Here is a 22,368-nt window from a genome sequence, read left to right on the forward strand (position 1 = left end):
GTCGACGATGAAGAAGCGGGGCATCCCAGCGAAGCGCGAACTCCGGAGCTCGCGAAGGCCTAGCGCGGCGCACGCGTCAACGAGCAGCCGCACAGCAACGAGACCCCACCGAGACCGACCGGTCGCCCGCCGACGTCAGCTGCACGTCGCCGGGCGTATCAGCCTCACTCCCACTCGACCCCTCCCCGTTGGCCCTGGGCCAGCCCAGCCGCCGCGGCCGCTGCTCGGGTCCCGGGGTCCAGTGGGTTCGGTCCGATCGCCGTTACCGACGCCTCGTCCGGTTCCAGCACCGCCACCTTCGCGCCTGCCTCGCGCAGGTCCGCCAGCACCTGATCGAAGGACCGCTCCGCCGGCAACGGCTCCGTCGCGCCCATCGGGACGACCACTGTCACCTGGGCGAAACCTGTTGCGTAGTCGGCATTCGCGGCAGAACGGACGCCACCGTCGACATATCGCTTGCCGTTGATCGGCACGACCGGCCAGATGCCCGGCACCGCGCAGCTCGCCTCGACCGCGTCGATCAGGGAGACCCCGGACGAGCGTTCGAACACCGTCGGCTCACCGGTTTCCGCTTCCACCGCAACGATTTTCAGCGCACGCTCGGGCCATTCGTGGGACGGCAGGCGGGATTCGATCACCGCGCGCCGTTGTGGTTCCGGTACGGTCTTCGCGGCCAGGGCGTATTTTCCCATCGCCCGGCGGATTTCCGCCGCGGTGCCGCCGTCGGCCAGCACCGCGGCGAACTCCTCGGCGAACTTTTCCGGGTCGAACTCGGCCGCGATCTCCGCCGCCTGCAACGCCGGGTCGGTTTGCCGCGCGTACAACTGCGGCAGCGGCAATCCGCTGCCCAGCTGCGCCGCCACCGCCGCGCCCGCCGACGTGCCGATCAGCACGTCGGCACCGGTCACGTCTTGTCCTGCTTCCGCGAGCCCGGCCAGCAAACCGGTCGCCCACGCGATCCCGGCCACGCCACCGCCGCCCAACACCAAAGCTCGGCTCATGCCGCTCCTTTCCCCCAGTGTCCACTCTGCCCTAGGGCACCGACAATTTCCGCAGCGCCGCCTCCAGCAAGGCGTCCGTCTCCGGCTTCGGCAAGGCCAGCTCCAGCAGCGTTTCCGCCACCTCGCGGTACTTCGCCACTCGCTCCGGGCTCGAACTGCTCGCGCTTTCCCGCAGCAGCCGTTCGTGGACGATCGAGGGCAGGTCCGCGAAATCGAAAATCGTGAACCCCCTGCCCAGATCGGGATGCCGGTCCGCCGGGACGACTCGCACCTCGACCTTGCCGTCAGCCAACCGCGCGCGCAGGTACCGCAGCTGTTCCGCCATCGCCTCCGCGCCGCCGATTTTCTTGTGCAGCGCCGTTTCCCCCAGCACGAGCACACACCGCGTGCCCGAATCGAGCACCGCGCGCCGCGACAGCCTCTCGGCTACCCGCGCGTCCACCTCGTCCGCGACCGCACCCACAGCACTCGACAGCAACGCTCGCGCGTACCCGCTCGTCTGCAACAACGGCGGCACCACTTCCGGCTCCCAGCCGAACACTGCCTCCGCCGTGCGCTCCCACTCCAGGTACGCCTCTTCGCCGCCGCTGTCTATCCAGTCCTGCTCTCGCGCTCCTCGCGCCATCTCCACTATTCGCCTGCGGTCCGGCCCGATCACCCTGCAGTGCGCCAGTACCGCTCCGATGTCCTCCGGCTTCGGCAGCCGCAGTCCTCTTTCCCAATTCGTCACGAAACCAGGCGTCATCCCCAGCAACCGGGCCAACTCTCTTACACCCAGTCTTCTTCTCTCCCGCGCCGCGCGTAACTCCAGGCCCAATGCCCTCGCGCGCGGTGTTGCGTACGGTGTGGTCATGGTTGCAGTGTGTCAGAGGGTGCCGACAGTTTTCGGGGTTCTCTCCCTGGGCCCCTCGGCTGCTACAGCCAGTCCTCCAGCGACAACCCCGTCATCCTCTCGTACGCCTCCACGTACCTCGCCCTCGTCGCCTCCACCACTTCACTCGGCAACGGCGGCGGCTGCACGTTCGACGCCCTGTCCCAGCCCGATTCCGGCCCCGTCAGCCAATTTCGCACGTACTGCTTGTCGAACGACGGCTGCACCCTTCCCGGCTCGTACCCCTCCGCCGGCCAGTACCGCGACGAATCCGGCGTCAGCACTTCGTCCGCCAGCACCAGCGCACCCGTCTCGTCCACGCCGAACTCGAACTTCGTGTCCGCCAGCAGGATTCCGCGCTTCGCCGCCAATTCCGCGCCACGGCGGTACACCGCGAGCGTCGCCTCGCGCAGCTCCTCCGCGCGCTTCGCACCGATGGTCGCGACCACCGCGTCGAACGACACGTTCTCGTCGTGCTCGCCGAACGCCGCCTTCGTCGCAGGCGTGAAGATCGGCGACGGCAGCTTCGAGGCCTCCACGAGCCCTTCGGGCAGCTTCACGCCGCACACCGCGCCCGTACGCTGATAGTCCGTGTAACCGGACCCCGTGAGGTACCCGCGCGCGACAGCTTCCACCGGCAGCATGTCGAGACGGCGTACGAGCAGCGCGCGTCCGCGTACCTCGGCAGGGATGCGCGGGTCGTCGTACGCGACCAGGTGGTTCGGGACCAGGTCCGACAGCTGCTCGAACCAGAACACGCTCATCGCCGTGAGCACGCGGCCCTTGTCGGGGATGGGCGTGTCCAGGATGAAGTCGTAGGCGGAGATGCGGTCCGAGGTGACCAGCAGCAGGTGGTCGTCCCCGACCGCGTACAGGTCCCGGACTTTTCCGGCGGCGATCTTCGGGTAATCGGCGAGCGTCGTCACTGCTGCACCCTAACCCGAGCCCGGCCACAGCGAGGATGATGCAGGTCATGGCCTACCGCTGGATTTCGTTCACCTCCGACTACGGGCTGCATGACGGCTTCGTGGCCGCTTGCCACGGGGTCATCGCCGGCATCGCGCCCGACGTACGCGTTCTCGACGTCACTCACCTCGTGCCGCCGCAGCAGGTGCGCTCAGGTGCGGCCGTACTCGCACAAACCGTGCCTTCGCTGCCGAAGGCCGTACACCTGGCTGTCGTCGACCCAGGCGTCGGCACCGAGCGCCGCGGCATCATCGTGGTCGCGGCGCACGGCATCTTGGTCGGCCCGGACAATGGTCTGCTGATACCCGCCGCAGAGGCACTAGGCGGCGTGTACGCGTCGTACGTGATCGACGTGCGCACGCCGACCTCCGCGACCTTCCACGGCCGCGACATCTTCGCCCCGGTCGCCGCGAAGCTCGCCCTCGGCGCGGACCCCGGTTCCTTCGGACCTGGCATCCGCGACCTGGTGCGCCTGCCGGAACCGCTGGTCGCGGCGTTCCCCGGCAAGCTCGTCTCGGACGTGCTGACCGTCGATCACTTCGGCAACGTCCAGCTCGCCGCCACGCCGGCCGACCTCGACCTAACCGGGTTGACCGGTGAGGTGACGGTGCACAGCGGGCACGTCGCGGTGTCCGCCACGATCGGCCGGACCTTCGCCGACGTGCCCCTCGGCGCGAACGTCGTCTACCCCGATTCGGCGGGGAAGCTGGCCGTCGCGGTCAACGGCGGTTCGGCGGCTTCGGTGCTGCGGATCGGACCGGCCGAGGAGTGCACGATCACCGCGTCGCCGACCGCCAGCTGACCGGGCCGGGTCACCGCCGCCTTCATGCCGAAGAGGACGCCGCCGTCGCGGTCGCGGTGGTACGCCGCGAGCGAGCGGATCGGCTCCGGGCCGGCGCGCTTGCCGGTTTCCTGGTCGACCATCGGCACCGCGCAGCGGACGCACAGCTTCGCGTAGGAGAACTCGGCGCCGCCGGCTTCCATCCGGCGCACCGAGTCCTCCGCGTGCGGTTCCGTCCAGCCGCGGACCACGAGGTTCGGCCGGAAACGATCCATCGGCACCGGTTCGCCGCCGCGCTCGGCGATGCGTTCGTTCAGATGGTCCAAAGAGGACTCGGAGATGACGAGGATCGCGTGGCCGTCGGCGAACCTCGCGGTGCCGGGCGTCTCCCCGCTCGTGACGCGTTCATGCTCCGGGGTGACGCCGAGCAACACGGACGGCTGACCCAGCACGGTGGAGAACCACTCCGCGGCGTCGGCCCCCTGATGGACACCCTCGCCGGTCCAGCTGAAGGTGGACGCGGGGTGCCGTCGGCCGTCCTGCCGAACCTCGATGGTCAAGTCCTCGATGCCCGGTGCGGACAACGCGAGGCGGGTGCCGCCGTCCAGCAGGCGGGGGCGGACGGCGGCCATGCCGGGGAAGCGACGCTGGCTGCGGAAATCACCGTCGGGCGCGGCGACGAGGAACTCCCGGTCGTGCGCGAGACCGGCCGGGGTTACGTCAGCGGACTGGACTGAGGTGCCGGCGCAGCCTTTGACCGGGTAATACGTGAGCCGCGAGATCGTCCCCATGGGATCACGGTACCTGTTCGTCCGAGGGGGACTTGGTTTCGCGCCGACCAACCCACCGTGAGGGAAGCCTGACGGACTCAGATTCCGTCAGGGTTCCCTCACGAACCTCGGCTGGGCGCGTCCCCTCACAACACCTGTGACAAGAACTGCTGCAACCGAGGACTAGCCGGTGCGTCGAACACCTGCTCCGGCGTCCCCTGCTCCACGATCCGGCCCGCGTCCATGAACGCGACCTCGTCCGCCACGCTCCGGGCGAATCCCATCTCGTGGGTCACCACGATCAGGGTCAGGCCTCGCGAAGCCAGCCCCGCCATCAGGTCCAGGACGCCCTTCACCAGCTCCGGGTCCAGCGCGCTCGTGGCCTCGTCGAAGAGCATCACTTCCGGTTCCATCGCCAGCGCCCGGGCGATCGCCACCCGCTGCTGCTGGCCGCCGGACAGCGCGGCCGGGCGGTACGGGGCCTTGTCCGCGAGGCCGACCTCCGCCAGCCGTGCCCGGGCGACCTCGGCGGCGTCCTCTTTGGACAGACCGCGCACACTGCGCAGCGGGAGCACGATGTTGTCCAGCACCGAACGATGGCCGAAAAGGTTGAAGTGCTGGAATACCATCCCCACCCGCTGGCGCAACGCGTCCGGGTCCGCGGCGATGACGCTCTCCCCGTCCAGCAGCAGATCGCCGCTGTCCGGTTCCTGCAGCCGGTTCACGCAGCGCAGCAGGGTCGACTTTCCGGAACCGGACGGGCCGATGACGCAGGTCGTGCTCCCGCTCGGCACCTTCAGGTTCACCCCGCGCAAGACCTCCAGCGTCCCGAACCGGACGTGGATGTCGCGCAATTCCACCGAAGACGAACGAATCGCCGTGCTCATACCGTCCCGCTCGCGATCATTTCCTTGGTCTCCGTGGTCACCTTGCGCCCGGTCTGCAGCCGCTTGTCGATGTAGTTCACCAGGTGCGTCAGCGGCACGGTGATCACCAGGTAGACCGCACCCGCGGCCACCAGCGGCGACAGGTTCCCGGTGTTGGCCGCGAGGTCCTGGCCGATCCGGAACAGTTCCCGTTGCGAGGTAAGGAAACCGAGGAAGTACACCAGGGTCGAGTCCTTCACCAGCGCGATGAACTGGTTCACCAGCGCGGGCAGCACCCGCCGCACGCCCTGCGGGATCACCACCAGCAGCATCGCCTTGGAATAGCTCATGCCGAGCGCGCGGCTCGCCTCCAGCTGTCCTTTGTCGACGCTCTGGATGCCGGCCCGGAAAATCTCGCCGATGTACGCGGCGGCGATCAGGCTCAGCGCGGCGATGCCCAGCGGGTACGGATTGTTGCCGACCACGCTGCGGGCGAGCAGGCCGACACCCTGGCCGATCACCAGGATCGTCAGGATCGCGGGCAGGCCGCGGAAAATGTCCGTGTACACCCGCGCGGGCCAGCGCAGCCAGCGTTTGGTGGACAGGCCCATCACCGCGAGCACCATGCCGAGCAGGGTCCCGATGACCGCCGCCGAGACCGACAGGATCAGGGTGTTCAGCAGACCGGTCTTCAGCAGGTCCGGGAAAACCTCCCAGATGTACTGCCAGTTGAGGAAGGTGTCGAAAAACTGATCCATCAGGCTACTTCGTCTTGAAATCCGCGGGAACCGGAATGTTCGGCTCGAACTGCTGGTGCACCTTCGCCCAGGTGCCGTCCGCGACGGCCTTCTTGATGCCGTCGTTCAGCTTGCCCAGCAGCTCGGTGTTGCCCTTCCGCACCGCGTATCCGTGCGGGATGCTGGTGGTGATCGCCTTCGTGACCTTCAGCTCGGGGTTCTTGCTCGCGTAGTCCTCCGCGGACACCTGGTCGAACACCGCGCCGTCGATCGCCGAGGACTTCAGCGCGCTCAGCGCCGCCGCGTCGTTCGGGAACCGCACGGCCTGCGCCTTCGGAGCGTTCGCGGCGAGCCAGGTGTCCGACACCGTGCCCTGTACCACGCCGATCCGCTTGCCCGCCAACGAGTTCTCGTCGGAGATGCCCGCAGTCGCCTTCGCCTCGATGCCGAGCGACTGGTAGTTGTACGGATCGCTGAACGCCACCGTCTTCTTGCGCTCGTCGGTCTGCGCGATCGCCGAGCTGCCGATGTCGAACCGGCCGTTCGCGACGCTGCCGAGCAGCGCCGAGAAATCGGTCGACACGAATTCCAGCTTCAGGCCTTCCTTCGCGGCGATGTCCTTCAGCAGCTCGTTGTCAAAACCGGTGAATTGTCCGTTCTCCTGGTACGCGTTGGGCCGGGAGTCGCTCAGCGTGCCGACTCGCAGGGTCTCGCCGGCGTCGCCACCGCACGCGGTGAGACCGGCCACCAGTGCCGCCGCGAAGGCGGTGACGATCAGTTTTTTCATGCCACCAGTGTGCCCGCGCATCAGGAGTTCGCCACCGGGAGGCCCGGTCCGCCCTTCTCCAGCTCCTTCGCGATCGGAGCCTCCTTGAAGAACTGCGCGTGCAGCCGGGCGGCGGTGCCGTCGGCGATCGCCTTGGCCAGGCCGTCGTTGATCTTCTTCAGCAGCTCGGTGTTCGACTTGGCGACCGCGAAGGCCGACGGGGTGTCCTTGTCCGCGACGGTGTAGCCGAACTCGAGCGGAACGGTCGGGTTCTGGTCGAGGTACTTCTGGCCGATGTCCTTCGGCACGACCCAGCCGTCGAGACCGCCGGTCTTCAGCTGCGCGAAACCGGCGTTGTAGTCCGGGAACCGGACCACCTGCGCACCGGCGAGCTTGCCGGCGAGCTCGTCCTGCACCGACCCCTGCACGACGCCGACCCGCTTGCCGGCGAAAGAGTTGGCGGCGGGCAGCGCGGCGCCTTTCTTGCTGACGACGGTGGTGTAGCTGGTGTCGTAGCCGTTGCTGAACGCCACGGTCTTCTTGCGCGCGGCGGTCGCGGAGATCGTCGAGCTGCCGATGTCGAGCTGGCCGCCGGCGACCTTCGCGAGCAGGCCGGAGAACTCGGTGCCGACGAACTCGACCTGGAAGCCCTCGCGCTTGGCGATGTCCCGCAGCAGCTCGTTGTCGTACCCGGTGAACTGGCCGTTTTCGAGGTAGATGCTGGGCGGGGCGTCGGTGAGGGTGCCGACGCGCAGGGTCTGCCCAGAAGCGTCCGAGGATCCGCACGCCGTGAGGCCCGCGGTGGCGGCGACTACGACGGCGAGCGTGCTGAGGATCTTTCTCATGACTTCTTCCTGAATATCCGGGGTGCGCAGACAAGAAGCGCCAAGCCGCGGGGTGGCGGCCTGGCGCTTCCGGGTTCGGCACGAACACTAAAAGCTTCGCCCGATCGAGTAATGCCGTCTCAGCACGTGGACGACGTGCGCGCACTCACAGAATCGGCTGCGGCGCGTACGCCGCGGCGTCCGGGAATCGCTTGAGCACGTCCTCGACGCGCGCCGCGACCTCTTCGACCTGACGCGGGGCCACGCCGGTGAACGAGATCCGGTCGGCGAGGAGTTCGTCCAGGTCAGCGCGGTTGAGCGGGAGCCGTTCGTCGGCCGCGAGCCGGTCGAGGAGGTCGTTCTCCGCGCCGCGTTCGCGCATCGCGAGGGCGACGCCGACGGCGTTCTCCTTGATCGCCTCGTGAGCCGTCTCACGCCCGACGCCCCGGCGCACCGACGCCATGAGCACCTTCGTGGTCGCGAGGAACGGGAGATAGCGATCAAGCTCACGCTCGACCACGGCCGGGAACGCGCCGAATTCGCCGAGCACGGTGAGGAAGGTCTCGAGCAGCCCGTCGAGCGCGAAGAACGCGTCCGGCAGCGCGACGCGGCGCACCACGGAATCCGAGACGTCGCCCTCGTTCCACTGGTCGCCGGCCAGTTCGCCGATCATCGACAGGTATCCGCGCAGGACCACGGCGAGACCGTTGACGCGCTCGCAGGACCGCGTGTTCATCTTGTGCGGCATGGCCGACGACCCGACCTGGCCCGGTTTGAAGCCCTCGGTGACCAGCTCGTGCCCGGCCATCAGCCGGATCGTCTTGGCGAGGCTGGACGGCGCGGCGGCCAGCTGGACCACAGTGGACAGCACGTCGAAGTCGAGCGAGCGCGGGTACACCTGGCCGACGCTGACGAACCGGTTGCCGAAGCCGAGGTGCTCGGCGATCCGCACTTCCAGCTGGTCCAAAGTGGACTCGTCGCCGAGCAGGTCGAGCATGTCCTGCGCGGTGCCGACCGGGCCCTTGATGCCGCGCAGCGGGTAGCGCTCGATCAGGTTGTCCAGCCGGGAGAACGCGACGAGCAACTCGTCGGCGGCGGTCGCGAACCGCTTGCCAAGCGTGGTCGCCTGCGCGGCGACGTTGTGCGAGCGGCCCGCCATCACCAGGTCGGAGTGTTCGACGGCGAGCGCGGCCAGCCGGGACAGCACCGCGGCGACACGGCCGCGGACCAGTTCCAGCGACCGCAGCTGCTGCAGCTGCTCGACGTTCTCGGTGAGGTCGCGCGAGGTCATGCCCTTGTGCACGTGTTCGTGTCCGGCGAGGGCGTTGAACTCCTCGATCCGGGCCTTCACGTCGTGCCGGGTGACGCGCTCGCGCGCGGCGATCGAGTCGAGGTCGACCTGCTCGACCACCCGCTCGTAGTCCTCGATGACGCCTTCGGGCACCTCGACGCCCAGCTCGGCCTGAGCCCGCAGCACGGCGAGCCACAGCCGCCGCTCGAGCACGACCTTGCGTTCGGGCGACCAGAGCGCCACCAGCTCAGGCGAGGCGTAGCGGGCGGCGAGCACGTTCGGAATGCGGGGCTTGTCCGTCACGCGGCCACGATACCTGCGCAGGTCAGCGCGGCGGTCACCACTCCGTGAAGCTGCCGTCGGCCAGCCGCCACACCGGCGACCGCCAGGCGTGCCCGGTCTCGTCGGCGCGTCGCACGGCCTCCTCGTCCACCTCGATGCCGAGGCCCGGCGCGGCCGGGCGCGCGGCGTACCCGTCGGTGAACCGGAACAACGCGTCGTCGGCGAGATAGGCGACCGGCTCGCGGCCGTCGTGGTAGTGCATGCCGAGGCTTTGCTCCTGGATCAGGAAGTTCGGCGTCGCGAACGCCACCTGCAGCGCGGCGGCAAGCGAGATCGGGCCGAGCGGGCAGTGCGGGGCGAGGTTCGCGCCGTACACCTCGGCCAGCGCGGCGATCCGGCGCAGCTCCGAGATGCCGCCCGCGTGCGACGGGTCCGGCTGCACCACGGCGACGCCCGCGTCCAGGACAGGTTTGAACTCCCAGCGCGAGAACAGCCGTTCCCCGAGCGCGATCGGCACCGTCGAGGCCTCGGCCACCGACTTGACCACGTCCGCGGGCAGTTCCGGCAGCACCGGCTCCTCGACGAACATCGGCTGCACTTCTTCGAGCATCTTCACCAGCCGGCGCGCCATCGCGGGCGAGACGCGGCCGTGGAAGTCGATCGCCAGGTCGCGGTCGGGTCCGAGCGCGTCCCGCGCCTCTCGCGCGCGAGCCAGCGCGGCCGCCGCGTCGGCCGGGGTGGCGATCGGCCCGAGCGGACCGGCGACATTCATCTTCACCGCGGTGAAACCCCGCTCGACCTGCGCGGACACCGCTTCGAAGATCCCCGACGGACGGTCGCCGCCAACCCACGAGTACACCCGCACGCGATCGCGCACCGGGCCGCCGAGCAGCTCGTGCACCGGCGCGTTCCGGGCCTTGCCCGCGATGTCCCACAACGCCTGGTCGAACCCGGCGAGCGCGCTGGAGAGCACCGGTCCGCCGCGGTAGAAGCCGCCGCGCCGCAGCACCTGCCAGTGGTCCTCGATGCGCAGCGGATCCTTCCCGACGAGCAGTTCGCTCAGCTCGTGCACGGCCGCGCGAACGGTCCCGGCTCGCCCTTCCACGACCGGTTCGCCCCAGCCGGCGATGCCCTCGTCGGTGCTGATCTTGAGGAACAACCAGCGCGGCGCGACGAGGAACGTCTCGATCCCGGTGATCTGCACCCTGCCTCCACAACGGACTAAGCGGAATCCTTCGCGGCTGACCAGCCGCCGTCGACGGTCAGCTCGGCGCCGGTGACGAACGACGCCGCGGGCGAGAGCAGGAACGCGATCACCGCGGCGACTTCGGCCGGGTCGCCGAGCCGTCCCACTGGCGTCGCGCGGGCACTTCGTTCGCGGTCTTCCGTGCTGACCCGGTCCCAGGCCTCGGTCTCGATCGGGCCGGGAAGCACCGAGTTCACGCGCACTTCCGGCGCGTACTCCACGGCCAACTGCCGGGCCAGAGAGACCAACGCGCCCTTGCTCGCCGCGTACGCCGGATGGCCGGGCAAGCCGAATCGCGCGTGCACCGAGGACACCAGAACCACGGAGCCGCGCCGAGCTCGCAGCGACGGCAGGCAGGTCCGCATGGCGAGGTACGACGCGGTGAGGTTCACGTCCAGTTGTCGTTGCCATTGCGCGCGGTCGGTTTCGTGCAGCGGGCCTGAAGTCGGCAGATAGGCGTTGCTGACCACGGCGTCGACCTCGCCGGCCAGGTCGAGAACGCGTTGCCACGTCTCGTCTTCGGTCACGTCGCCCTGTACGCCGCCGGGCACCGGAGCGAGATCGACGCCGAGCACCCGGTAGCCGTCGGCGTCGAGTTGGCGGGCGGTCGCGGCTCCGATCCCGGACGCCGCACCGGTCACCACAGCAGTGCGCATGGTTCGCAAGCATGCCGGGACCTTCGAGCGGCCGTCAAGAATAATTAGTAATTTATAATTCTACTGCTAGGCTGGCCGCCATGGGATACCGGTGGGAGATCACGCGCGAAGCGGTGCGCCAGGGCGTCGTCGGGATCGTGCGGACGGCGGACGCGCCCTCGGCCGTCGCCGCCGCGCGAGCTGTGCTCGACGCGGGGTTGAAGTCGATCGAAGTCCCGCTCACCACCTCCGGTGCGCTCGTCGCGATCGAGGAGCTGAGCACCGCGTATCCGGACGCCACCATCGGAGCGGGCACGGTGCTCGACGAGTCGTCCGCGGCCGCCGCGATCCGTGCGGGCGCTCAGTTTCTCGTGTCGCCGTCACTGCACACCGAGGTCCTGCGTACCGCTCATCGGTACGGCGTCGCGGCGCTGCCGGGCACCGGTTCGGTCACCGAAATCGTGCGTGCGATGGAGGAAGGTGCCGACGCCGTAAAGGTTTTCCCGGCTTCCGCGCTCGGCCCGCAGTGGATCGCCGACGTGCGCGCCGCGCTTCCGCAGGCTCCGCTCGTGCCGACGGGTGGAATCGCTCTCGAGGACGTGCCACGCTGGCTCGACGCGGGCGCCGTCGCCTGCGGGATCGGGTCGGCGCTGACCCGTGGATCCGCCGAGGACATCCGGGCCCGAGTGGCCGCATTGGTGAGGGAGAGCTCGTGAGCGACGTCGTACTCGTCGGCTGCCGAACCGCCGAAACCGGCGGGAACGGGACGGGAATCGCGGTTTTCCGGTGCTCCGGCGGCGAGCTCGTCGCGGATTCGACGGTGCCGATGGTGTCGCCGACCTGGCTGACCCAGCATCCCGCGTTGCCGATGGTGTACGCGGTCAACGAGACGAGCTACGGCGAGGTCACCTCCGTTTCGATCGAAGACGGACTGGTCGCGCTCGACGTCGTCGAATCCGGCGGGGCCAGCCCCTGCCACCTCGCGGTGACGCCGGACGGCCGCTTCCTGTTGTGCGCCAACTACGGCGGCGGCAGCCTCGCTGTCTTCGCGCTGCGCGCGGACGGCCGGATCGACGGACGCACCGACCTGGTGCAGCACACCGGGAGCGGGCCGCGCGCCGACCGGCAGGAGGGCCCGCACGTCCACATGGCGGTGTCGTCGGCGGACAGTTCGGTGGTGAGCGCCGTCGATCTGGGCACCGACGAAATCCGCAGCTACACGTTGTCTCCGCAAGGAAAACTCACGCCGCTGGCCGTTTCGTCGCTGCCGCCGGGGACCGGACCGCGGCAACTGGTGCGCGGCGCAGACGGAATCGCTTACGTGGCCGGAGAATTGTCCGGCGAGCTGATCACGATGCGGGAGACTTCGCCGGGCGCGTTCGAGTTCGCGGGGGCGACTCCGTCGACGGTGGCCGGCGGCGAATCCCTGGTGGCGCACCTGGAAGTGCTGGACTCCGGGATCTACCTGTCGAACCGCGGCCCGGAATGCATCACGTCGTTCACCGGAACTCCGCTGCGCGCGACGGCCGATCAGCCGTGCGGTTCTTACCCGTGGAACTTCGCCGTTGCGGACGGAATCTGCTACACCGCCGCGTTCAAGGACGACGTCATTTCCGTCTTTCCGTTGAAGGACTTCGGAAACGCGGAGGTCCGCGATTACCCGACCGGCTCCCCGACGTGCGTGCTTCCGCTCCGGTGACCGACCATCGCCCGCGCGGCCTGCACGGACAAACCGTCGAAACGCTCGCCGCGCGCATTCTGTCCGGCGAATGGCGGGAAGGCACGGTGCTGGATCTTCCCGCCTTGCGCGAGGAGCTGGACATCAGCCTCACCGCGTTGCGGGAAGCGTTGAAGGTGCTGGCGGCCAAGGGAATGATCGGCGCGCGGCAAAAGCACGGCACGTTCGTGCAACCGCGGGAGAGCTGGCAGCTTCTGGACGCCGACGTCATGCGCTGGCAAACGACCGCCCGCGGAAACGCCGGTCTGCTGGACGAATTGGCCGAAGTACGCGCAGTGGTCGAACCTGCGGCGGCGCGGATGGCCGCGGAACGCGCGACTACCGAAGACCTCGCCGCGCTTGAGTCCGCGCTCGAGGCGATGGTCGCCGCCCCGGACCTGGAAGCAAGTGTCGAAGCGGATTTGGCTTTCCACCGGAGCCTGCTGGCCGCCGCGCACAACAACTTCCTGCTCCAGATCGAACGCGTGATCGCGATCGGCTTGGCGGAGCGGGACAAGCTCGTGCACGGCGCCGGCCCCACCGACGATCCGGTGCCGAGCCACCGCCGGGTGCTGGACGCGATCGCGGCCCACGACCCGGTCGGCGCGGAGACCGCGATGCTGGATCTGCTGGTGAAATCCGCAGCCGACGCCGGTCGAGTCAGGAAGTAGTCAGGCAGTAGTCAGGCAGTAAAGGCTCGCCGGTAGGCGGTCGGCGTGGTCCCGAGCACCCGCCGGAAGTGCAACCGCAGGTTGGCCGGGGTGCCGAGACCGCAGTCCCGCGCCACCCGGTCCACCGAATAGTCCGTGGTCTCCAGCAGCTCCCGCGCTCTGCCGAGCCGGGCGTTGAGCAGCCATTGCAACGGAGTGGTCCCGGTTTCCTCGGCGAACCGGCGCAGGAACGTCCGCTGCGACATCCCCGCGTGCCGGGCGAGCAAGCGGATGCTGAGCGATTCGTCCAGTCGCTGCAACGCCCATTCGCGCGTGGCCGACAGCGAAGCGTCGCCCGCCTCCGCGAGCGGAGCGGGCACGTACTGCGCCTGCCCGCCTTCGCGATGCGGCGCGGCGACCAGGCCGCGGGCGATCCGATTGGCGACCGCGGCACCCAAATCGCGGCGCACGATGTGCAGGCACAGATCGATGCCGCAGCACACGCCCGCTGAGGTGAGCACGTCGCCCTCGTCGACGTAAAGGACGTCCCGATCGACCTGGACCGCCGGGTATTCCCGTTCGAAGTGGTCGAGATACTCCCAATGCGTCGTGGCGTGCAGGCCGTCCAGCACTCCCGCCGCGGCCAGCGCGAACGCCCCCGTGCAGATGGACACCACCCGCCGGCCCCGGTCGCGTGCCTCGGCCAGCAGCTCGACCGCCGTTTCCGGGGTCTCCGGGATCGGGTCGTAGCCCGGCACGATCACCGTGTCCGCCGCGCGCAGCTCCTCGATCCCGCCCTCGGCGGCCAGCGCGAACCCGGCGCTCGTGGGAACCGTCGGACCGAGCGCGCACAGGGTCATCTCGTAGTGCGTTTGCGGCCGGACCTGGAACACCTGCGCCGGGATCGCGAGGTCCAGCGGGAGGACCCCGTCGAGTGCCAGCACCGCGACCCGATGCGTCATGGCAAGATTCTATCGAAGTACGGCAAACTTGCCACTCACCAGGTCAGCGGCCTGCGGGCCACGCTGGGAGCCATGACCGAACTCCTTCCGGACCCGGTGGTCGCACTGCCCGCGACTCCGCTGGCGGACGCCGTCCTCGAAGCTGTCCGCCCGGTGGAATCGCAGTCGGTGTTCAACCACAGCGTCCGCAGCTACCTGTTCGCGCGGCTGGTCGCCGACCGGCTGGCCGAATCCGGCTACGACGACGATCTGCTGTTCGCCGCGTGCGTCATGCACGACATCGGCGTGGCACCGGACGGCCCGCACGTGGAACGCTTCGAGGTCGAAGGCGCCGACCGAGCTGCCGGATTCCTGGTCGATCATGGGATTTCCAGCGCGGACGCCGACCAGGTCTGGCAGGCCATCGCCTTGCACACGACCGCGGGCATCGCCGAACGCCGCGGTCCGCTGTGTGCGCTTGTCCGCGCCGGGGTCGCCGTCGACTTCGGCGGCCCGGTCGGCGCCGAGTACCTCGACGCTGTCACCGACTCCCAAGGTGCGGCGATCCACGCCGCTTATCCGCGGCTCGAGATGGTCCGCTCGCTCACCGACGCCATCGTCGCGCAGGCCGCGAAAAGCCCGAAAAACGCGCCAGTGCCGTCCGTTCCCGCGGATTTCCTTCGTGAACGCGCGGCCGACGGCGAAACCCGGCTGGAACGCGCCGCCCGCACCTCCCGCTGGGGCAACTGAGAAAGGAAGCCACATGCAGTCCGTCAAGATCCCCGAGGACTCCGAGGTTTTCGGACCGTCCGGGGCGTCTGCCTTCGCCCGCTTCGGCTACTCGGCCGCCGTGCGCGCGGGCAACCTCCTCTTCGTCGCGGGCACGATCGGCCGCCGGCCGGACGGCGAGATCGCGGAAACCGTCGAAGAACAAACCGAGATCGCGCTCCGCCGGATCGAGGAAATCCTTCGCCTCGAAGGCCTCGACCTCTCCGCGCTGGTCGACGTCACGAGCTATCACGTCGACATCCACCAGCACCTGCCCGGTTTCCTCGAAGCCAAGAAGCGCCTCGTGCCCGCCGAGCCCTATCCGGCGTGGTCGATGATCGGCGTCAGCGGGCTCGCCAGTCCGGGACTGCTGGTCGAAATCCGTGCCACCGCGGCGTATCCGGAGTAGCTGTCCTCAGTGGACAGTCTCGGCGAGCGCGGTCCGCAGCATCCGCCCGGCCGCCGCGCGCGGAGCCGGGTCGACCGCGATCAACGCGTTCACCACGGCCCCGTCCACCAGCGCGACCAGCCGGTCCAGCTCGTCGGGAGCCACCGGCGTCCCGGAACGCGCGAAGATTTCCGTCAGCAGCTCGTTGAGCTGCTGGGACAGCGTCCGCATCAACGGGCGCAGGTACGGCCGGCGTCCGGTCGCGACCAGGCGTTCGTACCGCAGCAGGACCGCCTCGGCGTCGGCTTCCGGATCGCCGCTCTGCGGGCCGAGCAGCATGTCCAGCACGAGTTCCACGGTCGCCTGCACGCCCCGGTTCCGGGTCGTCAGGTCGTCCAGCTGCCGTCGCCCGTTGGCCAGTTCGGTCTGCCCGTGGTGTTCCACCGCGGCGGTGACGAGGTCTTCCAGCGAGTCGAAGTAGTACGTGGTGGAGGCGAGCGGCAGCCCGGCCCGCTCGGCGACCGCCCGGTGCCGGACCGCGTCGAACCCGCCCTCGGCCAGCAGCTGAGCGGCGGCTTCGACGAGCGCGGCCCGTCGTCGCTCGCCCTTGGGGGTGGTGGCTGCTGCCGTCATGCCCGGATATTCTGCCAGCCCCGCCGGACGCCGCCGATCAGAACCGGGTGGCCAGCGAAGCGGCGATGCGCGCCAGGTCGGTCGCGTACGGTGCTGGGCGGCCAGCCGTACCCGGCACGCTGACCAGCACGAGAGTTCCGCCACTGCCGGTTTGCTGACGCACGGTGACAGCTCCGGCCGGTTGCGTGGGCACGTTCACCGCGGCGCCGCGAGCGAACACCGCCGCGCCGATCGTTCCGTCCGGAAGCGGGAACCCGGCACCACGCGACGACGTCGTACAAACGCTGCCTGGGGAAGCCTGCGCGGCATTCAAGTGGCCTGGGAGCTCGCCAGCGAGGGCAGTGGCGAGCTCCCAGTCCACCCGTGCGCACCCGGAGGTGCCTTCGACCCGAGGGCCGGTCCTCCCGGTTTCGCCGGCTCCCTGCCGAGACGGCTGACCCGGGAAGTCATCCCCATTGCTGAAAGGACGCGCCGCCGACCCGCCGGGTTGCGCCGGAGCGGCCGCGGAATTCGCGGCAGAATCAGACTTATCGCTCGAAACACCCACGATTCCCCAGGTGCCGAGCCCCGCGGCGACGAGCACGGCCGCCGCGCCGGCGGTGATCCGGTTGCGCCGGCGCACTGTTTCGCGCTTCGAGCGGCGCACCACGTCTTCCACCGAGAAGGTGGGCGGCGGGACCTCGCCGGGAACGGCGGAGAACAACGTCTCGGCTTCCCGCTCATCCATTGGTCTCCACCTCCCGTTCCAGCACCTGGCGCAGATTCGCCAGCCCGCGCGCCGTCTGGCTCTTCACGTTGCCCTCGCTGCAGCCCAGCGCCTTCGCCGCGGCCCCGACGTCCAGGCCGTCGAAGAACCGCAGCACCAGCACCGCTCGCTGCTTCGGCGGCACTTCCTTCAAGGCGGCGAGCAGGTCCTCGCGAGTCGCGACGCGTTCGGCGAGTCCGGGACCGTCGTCCACGGGTTCCGGCAGCACCTCGGTCTGCCGCTCGCGCCGCCACGGACGGCGCGATTCGTCGATGACCGCGCGCACCAGCGTCTTGCGCACGTACGCGTCGGTCGCCGCGCGGTCTCTGATCTTCTTCCACCTCCGGTGCAACGCGACGAACGCCGTCTGCGCGAGGTCGTCGGCCTTGTGCCAGTCCCCGCACAGCAGGTAGGCAGTCCGGCGCACGGCGTCCCTCCTCGCGGCGAAGTAGTCCGCGAACTCCTGTTCGTCGCGCTGGTCCACGCGCTTTGCAGCTCCGCTCTGGCCATGTCCGGTGAAGGGACGGATCCGGGGGCGTCCACGGTTGCACGTCCGGCCGGAAACGTTCCACCCCCCACCGCATTGAAGCCGCGCCCACCTGTGTGATGTGATCGGACTGTGACCATGACTGGGCAGCTGATCGACTTCCGTTCCGACACCGTCACCCGCCCGGACGCGATCATGCGCGCGGCCATGGCCGAGGCCGAGGTCGACGACAACGTCATCGGCACCGACCCGACCATCGCCGAACTCGAACGCCGGGCCGCGCAAACGCTCGGCATGCCCGCGGCGTTGTGGACGCCGAGCGGGACGATGGCGAATCTGATCGCGCTGAGCGTCCACCTGCGGCGCGGCGACCGGTTCCTCGCCACTCGCAACGCGCACGTGCTCGCCAACGAACTCGGCTCGGCGGCCTGGCTGGCCGGCGGCATGCCGGACATCCTCGAACACGACGCGGGCCCGGGCCGATGCCTGCCGGAAACGCTCGAAGCGGCGATTGGCAACCCCGGCCCGTACTTCGCGCTCCGCACCACGCTGCTGTGCCTGGAGAACACGCACAACGCGGCCGGCGGCGCGGTCACTCCGCCGGACGAGCACGCGCAACTGCTGTCCGTCGCGAAGCAGGCCGGGCTCACCGTGCACCTCGACGGCGCGCGGATCTGGCACGCGGCCGTCGCGCTGCAGGTGCCGCCCGCGGCGTTGACCGTCGGCGTGGACTCGGTGTCGGCGTGTTTCAGCAAGGGCCTCGGCGCACCGGTCGGCTCGGTCGTGGCGGGCAGCGAGGAGTTCGTCGAACAGGCCCGCCGGATGCGGCAGATGCTCGGGGGCGGCGTGCGGCAGGGCGGGGTCCTCGCCGCGGCCTGCCTGGTCGCGCTCGACCGCGTCGACGAGCTCGCCGAGGCGCACGACTTCGCGAAACGGCTGGCCAACGGGCTTTCCGAACACGGCTGGGACGTGCCGGCCCCGGACACCAATATCGTTCTCGCCGGGGTGCCCGACGTGCCGACCGCGCTGAACTGGCTCGACTCGCTCGGCATTCAAGCCCTGCCGATGGCGGGCAAGGTCCGGTTCGTGACGCACCGCGACCTGTCGTCCGCCGACATCGACGAAGCACTGCGCCGGATCAAATCCGGCGCCTGAACCCTGGGGGACTCGGGTGACCAACTGGATCGTGTTCGACTACGGCGAGGTGCTCAGCGTCCGCACCGGCGCGGTGCCGAAGCTGGCCGCCGCGATGGGCGTCCCGCACGAGAAGTTCGAGCCGGTGTACTGGAGCGTGCGCGACCCGTACGACCGCGGCTGCACCGATCTGGAGTACTGGACGTCGATCGGCAACCAGGTGGGCGCGAAGGTGGACGACGCGCTGTCGGCCGAACTGACCGCGCTCGACGTCGCGGGCTGGGGACAGCTCGCGCCGGGCTCGCTGGACCTGCTGCAGTCACTGTCCGACGCCGGCGCCTCACTCGCGCTGCTGTCGAACGCGCCGTCCGCGTTCGGCGTCTGGGTGCGCGAGCAGGAGTGGGCGAAGCTGTTCAAGCACACGCTTTTCTCCGGCGACGTGAAGGTCGCGAAGCCGGATGCGGAGATTTTCCGGCTGCTGCTGGACAAACTGGGCGCCGAGCCGGACGAGTGCCTGTTCTTCGACGACCGCCAGGTCAACATCGACGGTGCCCGCGCGGTCGGAATCCGCGCGCACCTGTGGGACGGCGCCGAGGCCGCCCGCGCGGCGTTGGGCTGAACCGCGAACGGCTCCCGCACATTCCGGTGCGGGAGCCGTCGTCTGCTCAGGATGGTTCGACTCAGTATGGTCCGGCGCCGGTCAGCGGGTGATCCGCTTCGACTGCTTCTTCCCGGTGATCGCCCCGTAGGCCGCGGTGCCGAGGAACAGCACCCCGCCGATGATGCCGATCCACAGCACGGCCTTGAACACGAAGCCGATCACTGACCCGAGCACCATGAAGGCGATCCAGGCCACGACGAGCGCTCCGACGATCTTCCAGAACATGGCTCCTCCGATGCCGTTTCCGCGCCACGTCGGCCCGGTGCCCTCCAGCGTGCCATCCAGGCGACGGAAACTCTCTCCATCCGGCCAACGTTCAGGGAAAGCTCGGGGTTCCCCCTGACCGGTTTCACCCCAGCCAGCCACCGAGCCGGCGCAGCCCCTCGGTCACGTCCTCGGTCGCGCCGGCGAAGGAAAACCGCACGTAGCGGCCGCCGTCGACCGGGTCGAAGTCGATGCCCGGGGTGATCGCCAGGCCGGTGTCGGCGAGCAGGCGCTGGCACCAGCTCAGGCTGTCGGTGGTGTGGTCGGAGACGTCGGCGTAGGCGTAGAACGCGCCGTCGGCCGGAGCGAGCTTGTCGAGACCGATCTCGCGCAGACCGGCGAAGAGCAGGTCGCGGTTGCGCCGGTAGTGCTCGACGTGCGCGTCCGCTTCGGCGTATGACTCGGGAGTGAACGCCGCGACCGCCGCGTACTGCGAAACCGCGGGCGGGCAGATGGTGAAGTTGCCGGTGAGGACGTCGACCGCGCGGTGCAGCCGCTGCGGCACCAGCATCCAGCCGAGCCGCCAGCCGGTCATGGCGAAGTACTTCGAGAACGACCCGAGCACCAACGCTTCCCGGCCGTACTGCCAGGCACAATCGAGTTGCTTGCCGTAGGAGATGCCGTGGTAGATCTCGTCGCTGATCAACTGCACGCCGTGCGACGCGCACCAGCCGGAGATCGCGGCCAGCTCGCCCGGCGGCAGCACCGTCCCGGTGGGGTTGCTGGGACTGGCGACGATGAGCCCGTCGATCGGCCCGAGCCGGTCGAGTTGCTCGACGGTCGGCTGGAAATTCGTCTCGGCCGTGGTGGCGAACTCGACGACCTCGCAGCCGAGGACGCTCAGCAGATTCCGGTACGCCGGATAGCCGGGCCGGGCCATCGCCACCCGCGCACCGGGGTCGAACGCGCTCAGGAACGACAGCAGGAACCCGCCGGACGAGCCGGTGGTCATCACGACGTCGGCGGCGGTCACGTCGAGGTCGTAGGTGCGCCGGTAATGCCCGGCGACGGCTTCACGCAGCTCAGGAATGCCGAGCTGTTCGGTGTAGCCGAGGGTGTGCTGGCTCAGCGCTTCCCGCGCCGCCCGCAGCACCGCCGCCGGAGCGGGCACGGACGGCTGCCCGGCGGCCAGCGAAATCAGGTCGCCGTGGCTGCGCTGCCGGGCCTGCGCCGCGGACAGCACGTCCATCACGTGAAAAGGAGGCACGCCTGCCCGCAACGCGGGCCCGCCGAAAGCACCGATGTCGACCATGCGGCCAGGCTAACCGGCGAGCCCGCGTGCGCGGCGTGGCGTCAGTAGCCGCGGTACGCGCCGCCGTGCGCCATCGCCTGGATGCCCGGCACGTTGCTGAGCGAGCCGTACCGGTCGATCGAGTACCGCACACCGGCGATGATGTTGTCGACCGGGTTGTAGATGTTGTCGTGCCCGGGCAGCTTGTGCGCGTTGAACGTCGAGTCGATGCACTGCATCAAACCCTTGGACGGGTGGCCGGCCGCGGCGTTGGAATTGCCGGTGAGGAAAAGGTGGTCGCCCTCCCTGGCTGTCCAGGTGCCCAGTTCGGTCGTAACGCACCAGACGTCTCCGCGTCCGACGTTCTCCTCGCGGAGGAACGCACCAGTGACGATCGGGTTGTTCGCCCGGACCGCACCCTCGACCTGCCAGGTGTGATGGTCTGCCGTTCGGTCGCTGTAGGACACCCGAGGCCGAGCTCCAGACAGGTAGACCGCGAGCATGATGGCGTCGAGGACTTCCCCCGGCGCCTGATAGATCGTGACCTTCGGCTGGGTGTACCCCGGACGCAGGTGCCTGGTGCCCTCCGCGTCGGTGATCGCGTCCAGCCACGCGGCGCGCTGGTCCGCCGACATCGCGAGGACCTGGTTGAAAGCCTCCGACTTCGGATTGCCCGTCCGGCGCAGCAGATCGCGAACATAGCCGTGGTCCAGCCGGAACTGGTGCCGCGGCCCGCAACCGCCTCGATCGTCCACGTACTCCGCGTGCGGTACGTCCGCCAGGAGTGCGCGGATCTTCGCGACCATCTCCGGCTTCGACTGAGCGATTGAGGCGGTCGGCCGGTGCTGGCGAGACTCGAGGTGCCCGTCCCCGGCGATCCAGCCGAGGATCGCAGCCTCGCGCACAGTCGCGTCAAGCCCCTCCCCGGTGTCCGCGATTGCGGACAGCAGCAACCTGTCGCGGCTGCCGACCTCGCTGGTCGTGATGAACCTGCCCGCGGCGACGTGCTGGGAGCGGGCCGGAGCCGACCGCACGCCGTGGATCTTGCGCCGGTGAACTGCGACGCCGTTCGCCGGTTGGACCGAGCCCCGCGGCGCCCACCCGCAGTCCGGGCACACCAGCGGGCCTGCCGGTTTGGGCTCGCTGACCCGCGGGAAGGTGAGCCAACGGTGATTCGGCGTCGTCGTGGCCTGCCAGCGAGTATTGGTCAACCGGACCAGCGGCGCGTCCTCGTGGTGCACCACCCGGGTGATCTTGGTCCACTCGCTGCGTCCGGTGACCGGGTTGAACCCGATGGTCTCGTCCCCGACCTTGACGTCGTGATGCTTCAGCATGCCCCGCCGGGTCAGCACCATCGTGTCGAGCGGTACGCAATCCCAGTTGTTGATCGCGTTCGGGTTGCCGCCGGACTCGTGCTGGATGATCGCCCAGATGTTCTTGATGTCCGCGTCGGTCACGTTCACGCCCGCGGCCTGCAGTTCCTTGATCGCTTCCTGGATCCACTGCTGGACGTTGCCGGGCGGAGGCGAGGAGGGCGGACCGCCGCTCGGGCCGAGACCGCCGCCGCCACCGCTGGCGCCCCCGCCACCGCCCCCGTAGTGTCCGCCTCCGCCGCCGTGTCCGGTGTGCAGACCGCCGGTGCTCTGCGGGACGGTGCCGTCCGAGTTGGGGAGCGGGACCTGCGAGTAACCGCCATCGATCTGGGTCTGCATC

25 protein-coding genes and 1 pseudogene are annotated in these 22,368 nt (G+C 69.4%); 8 read left to right on the forward strand and 18 right to left on the reverse strand.

Going from position 1 to position 22,368, the window contains the following annotated elements; all coding sequences use genetic code 11:
- Nucleotides 1–164: 164 nt before the first annotated feature.
- The 3 genes from L942_RS01995 to L942_RS02005 form a co-directional block, all read right to left on the reverse strand.
- Nucleotides 165–1,001: a patatin-like phospholipase family protein gene (locus L942_RS01995; RefSeq protein ID WP_037354057.1), complete on the reverse strand. Its 837-nt coding sequence runs from the start codon at nucleotides 999–1,001 to the stop codon at nucleotides 165–167.
- A 31-nt stretch (nucleotides 1,002–1,032) separates the two neighbouring features.
- Entirely contained in the window at nucleotides 1,033–1,854 is an 822-nt protein-coding gene (locus L942_RS02000) for a helix-turn-helix domain-containing protein (RefSeq protein WP_037354059.1), read from the reverse strand.
- A 62-nt stretch (nucleotides 1,855–1,916) separates the two neighbouring features.
- Nucleotides 1,917–2,798, reverse strand: coding sequence for a phosphoribosylaminoimidazolesuccinocarboxamide synthase (locus L942_RS02005; RefSeq protein ID WP_037354061.1), 882 nt, complete (start codon nucleotides 2,796–2,798; stop codon nucleotides 1,917–1,919).
- A 47-nt stretch (nucleotides 2,799–2,845) separates the two neighbouring features.
- Between L942_RS02005 and L942_RS02010 the strand changes: the two genes are divergently transcribed.
- A complete protein-coding gene (locus L942_RS02010; protein ID WP_037354064.1) occupies nucleotides 2,846–3,640 on the forward strand; it encodes an SAM hydrolase/SAM-dependent halogenase family protein in 795 nt (264 codons plus the stop codon).
- Here the strand turns inward: L942_RS02010 and L942_RS42655 are convergent.
- From L942_RS42655 to L942_RS02050, 8 genes are all read right to left on the reverse strand, one after another.
- Nucleotides 3,523–4,410 (reverse strand): MOSC domain-containing protein, encoded by an 888-nt coding sequence (locus tag L942_RS42655; protein ID WP_200862675.1) that lies wholly within the window; start codon nucleotides 4,408–4,410, stop codon nucleotides 3,523–3,525. The two genes, L942_RS02010 and L942_RS42655, sit on opposite strands and share 118 nt — an antisense overlap.
- Nucleotides 4,411–4,535: 125 nt before the next feature.
- Nucleotides 4,536–5,276: an amino acid ABC transporter ATP-binding protein gene (locus L942_RS02020; RefSeq protein WP_037354070.1), complete on the reverse strand. Its 741-nt coding sequence runs from the start codon at nucleotides 5,274–5,276 to the stop codon at nucleotides 4,536–4,538.
- Nucleotides 5,273–6,013 (reverse strand): amino acid ABC transporter permease, encoded by a 741-nt coding sequence (locus tag L942_RS02025; protein WP_037354073.1) that lies wholly within the window; start codon nucleotides 6,011–6,013, stop codon nucleotides 5,273–5,275. The genes L942_RS02020 and L942_RS02025 overlap by 4 nt, the downstream gene beginning before the upstream one ends.
- 4 nt (nucleotides 6,014–6,017) lie before the next feature.
- The gene (locus L942_RS02030) at nucleotides 6,018–6,779 is read right to left on the reverse strand and encodes an ABC transporter substrate-binding protein (RefSeq protein WP_037354076.1); all 762 of its coding nucleotides are present in this window, start codon (nucleotides 6,777–6,779) and stop codon (nucleotides 6,018–6,020) included.
- A gap of 20 nt (nucleotides 6,780–6,799) precedes the next feature.
- Nucleotides 6,800–7,603, reverse strand: coding sequence for a substrate-binding periplasmic protein (locus tag L942_RS02035; protein ID WP_037354078.1), 804 nt, complete (start codon nucleotides 7,601–7,603; stop codon nucleotides 6,800–6,802).
- Nucleotides 7,604–7,748: 145 nt separating this feature from the next.
- Complete coding sequence (gene purB / locus L942_RS02040) at nucleotides 7,749–9,176, reverse strand: adenylosuccinate lyase (protein WP_037354080.1); 1,428 nt, start codon at nucleotides 9,174–9,176, stop codon at nucleotides 7,749–7,751.
- Nucleotides 9,177–9,210: 34 nt separating this feature from the next.
- Nucleotides 9,211–10,359, reverse strand: coding sequence for a galactonate dehydratase (gene dgoD, locus L942_RS02045; protein ID WP_037354085.1), 1,149 nt, complete (start codon nucleotides 10,357–10,359; stop codon nucleotides 9,211–9,213).
- Nucleotides 10,360–10,376: 17 nt separating this feature from the next.
- Nucleotides 10,377–11,057, reverse strand: a complete 681-nt coding sequence (locus L942_RS02050) for an SDR family NAD(P)-dependent oxidoreductase (protein ID WP_037354087.1) — start codon at nucleotides 11,055–11,057, stop codon at nucleotides 10,377–10,379.
- Between the two features lie 80 nt (nucleotides 11,058–11,137).
- Here L942_RS02050 and L942_RS02055 point away from each other — a divergent pair, with 80 nt between their 5' ends.
- Genes L942_RS02055 through L942_RS02065 form a run of 3 tightly spaced genes read left to right on the forward strand, consistent with a single transcriptional unit; the run spans nucleotide 11,138 to nucleotide 13,424 of the window.
- A complete protein-coding gene (locus tag L942_RS02055) occupies nucleotides 11,138–11,752 on the forward strand; it encodes a bifunctional 4-hydroxy-2-oxoglutarate aldolase/2-dehydro-3-deoxy-phosphogluconate aldolase (protein WP_037354089.1) in 615 nt (204 codons plus the stop codon).
- Nucleotides 11,749–12,735 carry a lactonase family protein gene (locus tag L942_RS02060; protein ID WP_037354091.1) on the forward strand — a complete coding sequence of 329 codons (987 nt, stop codon included), beginning with the start codon at nucleotides 11,749–11,751 and terminating at the stop codon, nucleotides 12,733–12,735. The genes L942_RS02055 and L942_RS02060 overlap by 4 nt, the downstream gene beginning before the upstream one ends.
- The gene (locus tag L942_RS02065) at nucleotides 12,732–13,424 is read left to right on the forward strand and encodes a FadR/GntR family transcriptional regulator (protein ID WP_037354393.1); all 693 of its coding nucleotides are present in this window, start codon (nucleotides 12,732–12,734) and stop codon (nucleotides 13,422–13,424) included. The genes L942_RS02060 and L942_RS02065 overlap by 4 nt, the downstream gene beginning before the upstream one ends.
- An 11-nt stretch (nucleotides 13,425–13,435) precedes the next feature.
- On the opposite strand, the gene L942_RS02070 is transcribed toward L942_RS02065, so the two are convergent.
- Nucleotides 13,436–14,365: a GlxA family transcriptional regulator gene (locus tag L942_RS02070; RefSeq protein ID WP_037354093.1), complete on the reverse strand. Its 930-nt coding sequence runs from the start codon at nucleotides 14,363–14,365 to the stop codon at nucleotides 13,436–13,438.
- A 72-nt stretch (nucleotides 14,366–14,437) separates the two neighbouring features.
- Here L942_RS02070 and L942_RS02075 point away from each other — a divergent pair, with 72 nt between their 5' ends.
- Nucleotides 14,438–15,094 (forward strand): HD domain-containing protein, encoded by a 657-nt coding sequence (locus L942_RS02075; RefSeq protein ID WP_037354096.1) that lies wholly within the window; start codon nucleotides 14,438–14,440, stop codon nucleotides 15,092–15,094.
- 13 nt (nucleotides 15,095–15,107) lie between these two features.
- On the forward strand, nucleotides 15,108–15,521 hold the full coding sequence (locus tag L942_RS02080; RefSeq protein ID WP_037354098.1) for a RidA family protein: 414 nt from the start codon (nucleotides 15,108–15,110) through the stop codon (nucleotides 15,519–15,521).
- A 6-nt stretch (nucleotides 15,522–15,527) separates the two neighbouring features.
- Here L942_RS02080 and L942_RS02085 read toward each other — a convergent pair whose 3' ends face one another.
- Genes L942_RS02085 through L942_RS02095 form a run of 3 tightly spaced genes read right to left on the reverse strand, consistent with a single transcriptional unit; the run spans nucleotide 15,528 to nucleotide 17,362 of the window.
- A complete protein-coding gene (locus tag L942_RS02085; protein ID WP_037354100.1) occupies nucleotides 15,528–16,133 on the reverse strand; it encodes a TetR/AcrR family transcriptional regulator in 606 nt (201 codons plus the stop codon).
- Between the two features lie 37 nt (nucleotides 16,134–16,170).
- Nucleotides 16,171–16,860 (reverse strand): hypothetical protein, encoded by a 690-nt coding sequence (locus tag L942_RS02090; protein ID WP_037354103.1) that lies wholly within the window; start codon nucleotides 16,858–16,860, stop codon nucleotides 16,171–16,173.
- Nucleotides 16,853–17,362, reverse strand: coding sequence for a SigE family RNA polymerase sigma factor (locus L942_RS02095; protein ID WP_037354105.1), 510 nt, complete (start codon nucleotides 17,360–17,362; stop codon nucleotides 16,853–16,855). Before L942_RS02095 ends, L942_RS02090 begins: the two co-directional genes overlap by 8 nt.
- Nucleotides 17,363–17,503: 141 nt before the next feature.
- Here L942_RS02095 and L942_RS02100 point away from each other — a divergent pair, with 141 nt between their 5' ends.
- Together L942_RS02100 and L942_RS02105 are read left to right on the forward strand one after the other, a co-directional pair.
- A complete protein-coding gene (locus L942_RS02100) occupies nucleotides 17,504–18,520 on the forward strand; it encodes a threonine aldolase family protein (RefSeq protein ID WP_037354108.1) in 1,017 nt (338 codons plus the stop codon).
- A 16-nt stretch (nucleotides 18,521–18,536) separates the two neighbouring features.
- The gene (locus L942_RS02105; RefSeq protein ID WP_037354111.1) at nucleotides 18,537–19,118 is read left to right on the forward strand and encodes an HAD family hydrolase; all 582 of its coding nucleotides are present in this window, start codon (nucleotides 18,537–18,539) and stop codon (nucleotides 19,116–19,118) included.
- Nucleotides 19,119–19,199: 81 nt separating this feature from the next.
- Here L942_RS02105 and L942_RS02110 read toward each other — a convergent pair whose 3' ends face one another.
- From L942_RS02110 to L942_RS43585, 3 genes and pseudogenes are all read right to left on the reverse strand, one after another.
- On the reverse strand, nucleotides 19,200–19,385 hold the full coding sequence (locus L942_RS02110) for a hypothetical protein (protein ID WP_037354113.1): 186 nt from the start codon (nucleotides 19,383–19,385) through the stop codon (nucleotides 19,200–19,202).
- 124 nt (nucleotides 19,386–19,509) lie between these two features.
- On the reverse strand, nucleotides 19,510–20,676 hold the full coding sequence (locus L942_RS02115; protein WP_037354116.1) for a pyridoxal phosphate-dependent aminotransferase: 1,167 nt from the start codon (nucleotides 20,674–20,676) through the stop codon (nucleotides 19,510–19,512).
- Nucleotides 20,677–20,717: 41 nt separating this feature from the next.
- Nucleotides 20,718–20,933 (reverse strand): annotated as a pseudogene (locus L942_RS43585) (transglycosylase SLT domain-containing protein); the annotation flags it as partial.
- Between the last annotated feature and the right edge of the window lie 1,435 nt (nucleotides 20,934–22,368).

Origin of the sequence: Amycolatopsis orientalis DSM 43388 (assembly GCF_000411975.1) — a bacterium.
GTDB classification, from domain to species: Bacteria; Actinomycetota; Actinomycetes; order Mycobacteriales; family Pseudonocardiaceae; genus Amycolatopsis; species Amycolatopsis orientalis_D.

Bases quoted from the DNA above. Each gene is read 5' to 3' on its own strand.
- L942_RS02025 (WP_037354073.1), bottom strand. From the start codon at position 6,013: ATGGATCAGTTTTTCGACACCTTCCTCAACTGGCAGTACATCTGGGAG.
- L942_RS02030 (WP_037354076.1), bottom strand. From the start codon at position 6,779: ATGAAAAAACTGATCGTCACCGCCTTCGCGGCGGCACTGGTGGCCGGT.
- L942_RS02055 (WP_037354089.1), top strand. From the start codon at position 11,138: ATGGGATACCGGTGGGAGATCACGCGCGAAGCGGTGCGCCAGGGCGTC.
- L942_RS02000 (WP_037354059.1), bottom strand. From the start codon at position 1,854: ATGACCACACCGTACGCAACACCGCGCGCGAGGGCATTGGGCCTGGAG.
- L942_RS02085 (WP_037354100.1), bottom strand. From the start codon at position 16,133: ATGACGGCAGCAGCCACCACCCCCAAGGGCGAGCGACGACGGGCCGCG.
- L942_RS02050 (WP_037354087.1), bottom strand. From the start codon at position 11,057: ATGCGCACTGCTGTGGTGACCGGTGCGGCGTCCGGGATCGGAGCCGCG.
- L942_RS02075 (WP_037354096.1), top strand. From the start codon at position 14,438: ATGACCGAACTCCTTCCGGACCCGGTGGTCGCACTGCCCGCGACTCCG.
- L942_RS02100 (WP_037354108.1), top strand. From the start codon at position 17,504: ATGACTGGGCAGCTGATCGACTTCCGTTCCGACACCGTCACCCGCCCG.
- L942_RS01995 (WP_037354057.1), bottom strand. From the start codon at position 1,001: ATGAGCCGAGCTTTGGTGTTGGGCGGCGGTGGCGTGGCCGGGATCGCG.
- L942_RS02070 (WP_037354093.1), bottom strand. From the start codon at position 14,365: ATGACGCATCGGGTCGCGGTGCTGGCACTCGACGGGGTCCTCCCGCTG.
- L942_RS02115 (WP_037354116.1), bottom strand. From the start codon at position 20,676: ATGGTCGACATCGGTGCTTTCGGCGGGCCCGCGTTGCGGGCAGGCGTG.
- L942_RS02090 (WP_037354103.1), bottom strand. From the start codon at position 16,860: ATGGATGAGCGGGAAGCCGAGACGTTGTTCTCCGCCGTTCCCGGCGAG.
- L942_RS02080 (WP_037354098.1), top strand. From the start codon at position 15,108: ATGCAGTCCGTCAAGATCCCCGAGGACTCCGAGGTTTTCGGACCGTCC.
- L942_RS02110 (WP_037354113.1), bottom strand. From the start codon at position 19,385: ATGTTCTGGAAGATCGTCGGAGCGCTCGTCGTGGCCTGGATCGCCTTC.
- L942_RS02035 (WP_037354078.1), bottom strand. From the start codon at position 7,603: ATGAGAAAGATCCTCAGCACGCTCGCCGTCGTAGTCGCCGCCACCGCG.
- L942_RS02020 (WP_037354070.1), bottom strand. From the start codon at position 5,276: ATGAGCACGGCGATTCGTTCGTCTTCGGTGGAATTGCGCGACATCCAC.
- L942_RS42655 (WP_200862675.1), bottom strand. From the start codon at position 4,410: ATGGGGACGATCTCGCGGCTCACGTATTACCCGGTCAAAGGCTGCGCC.
- L942_RS02010 (WP_037354064.1), top strand. From the start codon at position 2,846: ATGGCCTACCGCTGGATTTCGTTCACCTCCGACTACGGGCTGCATGAC.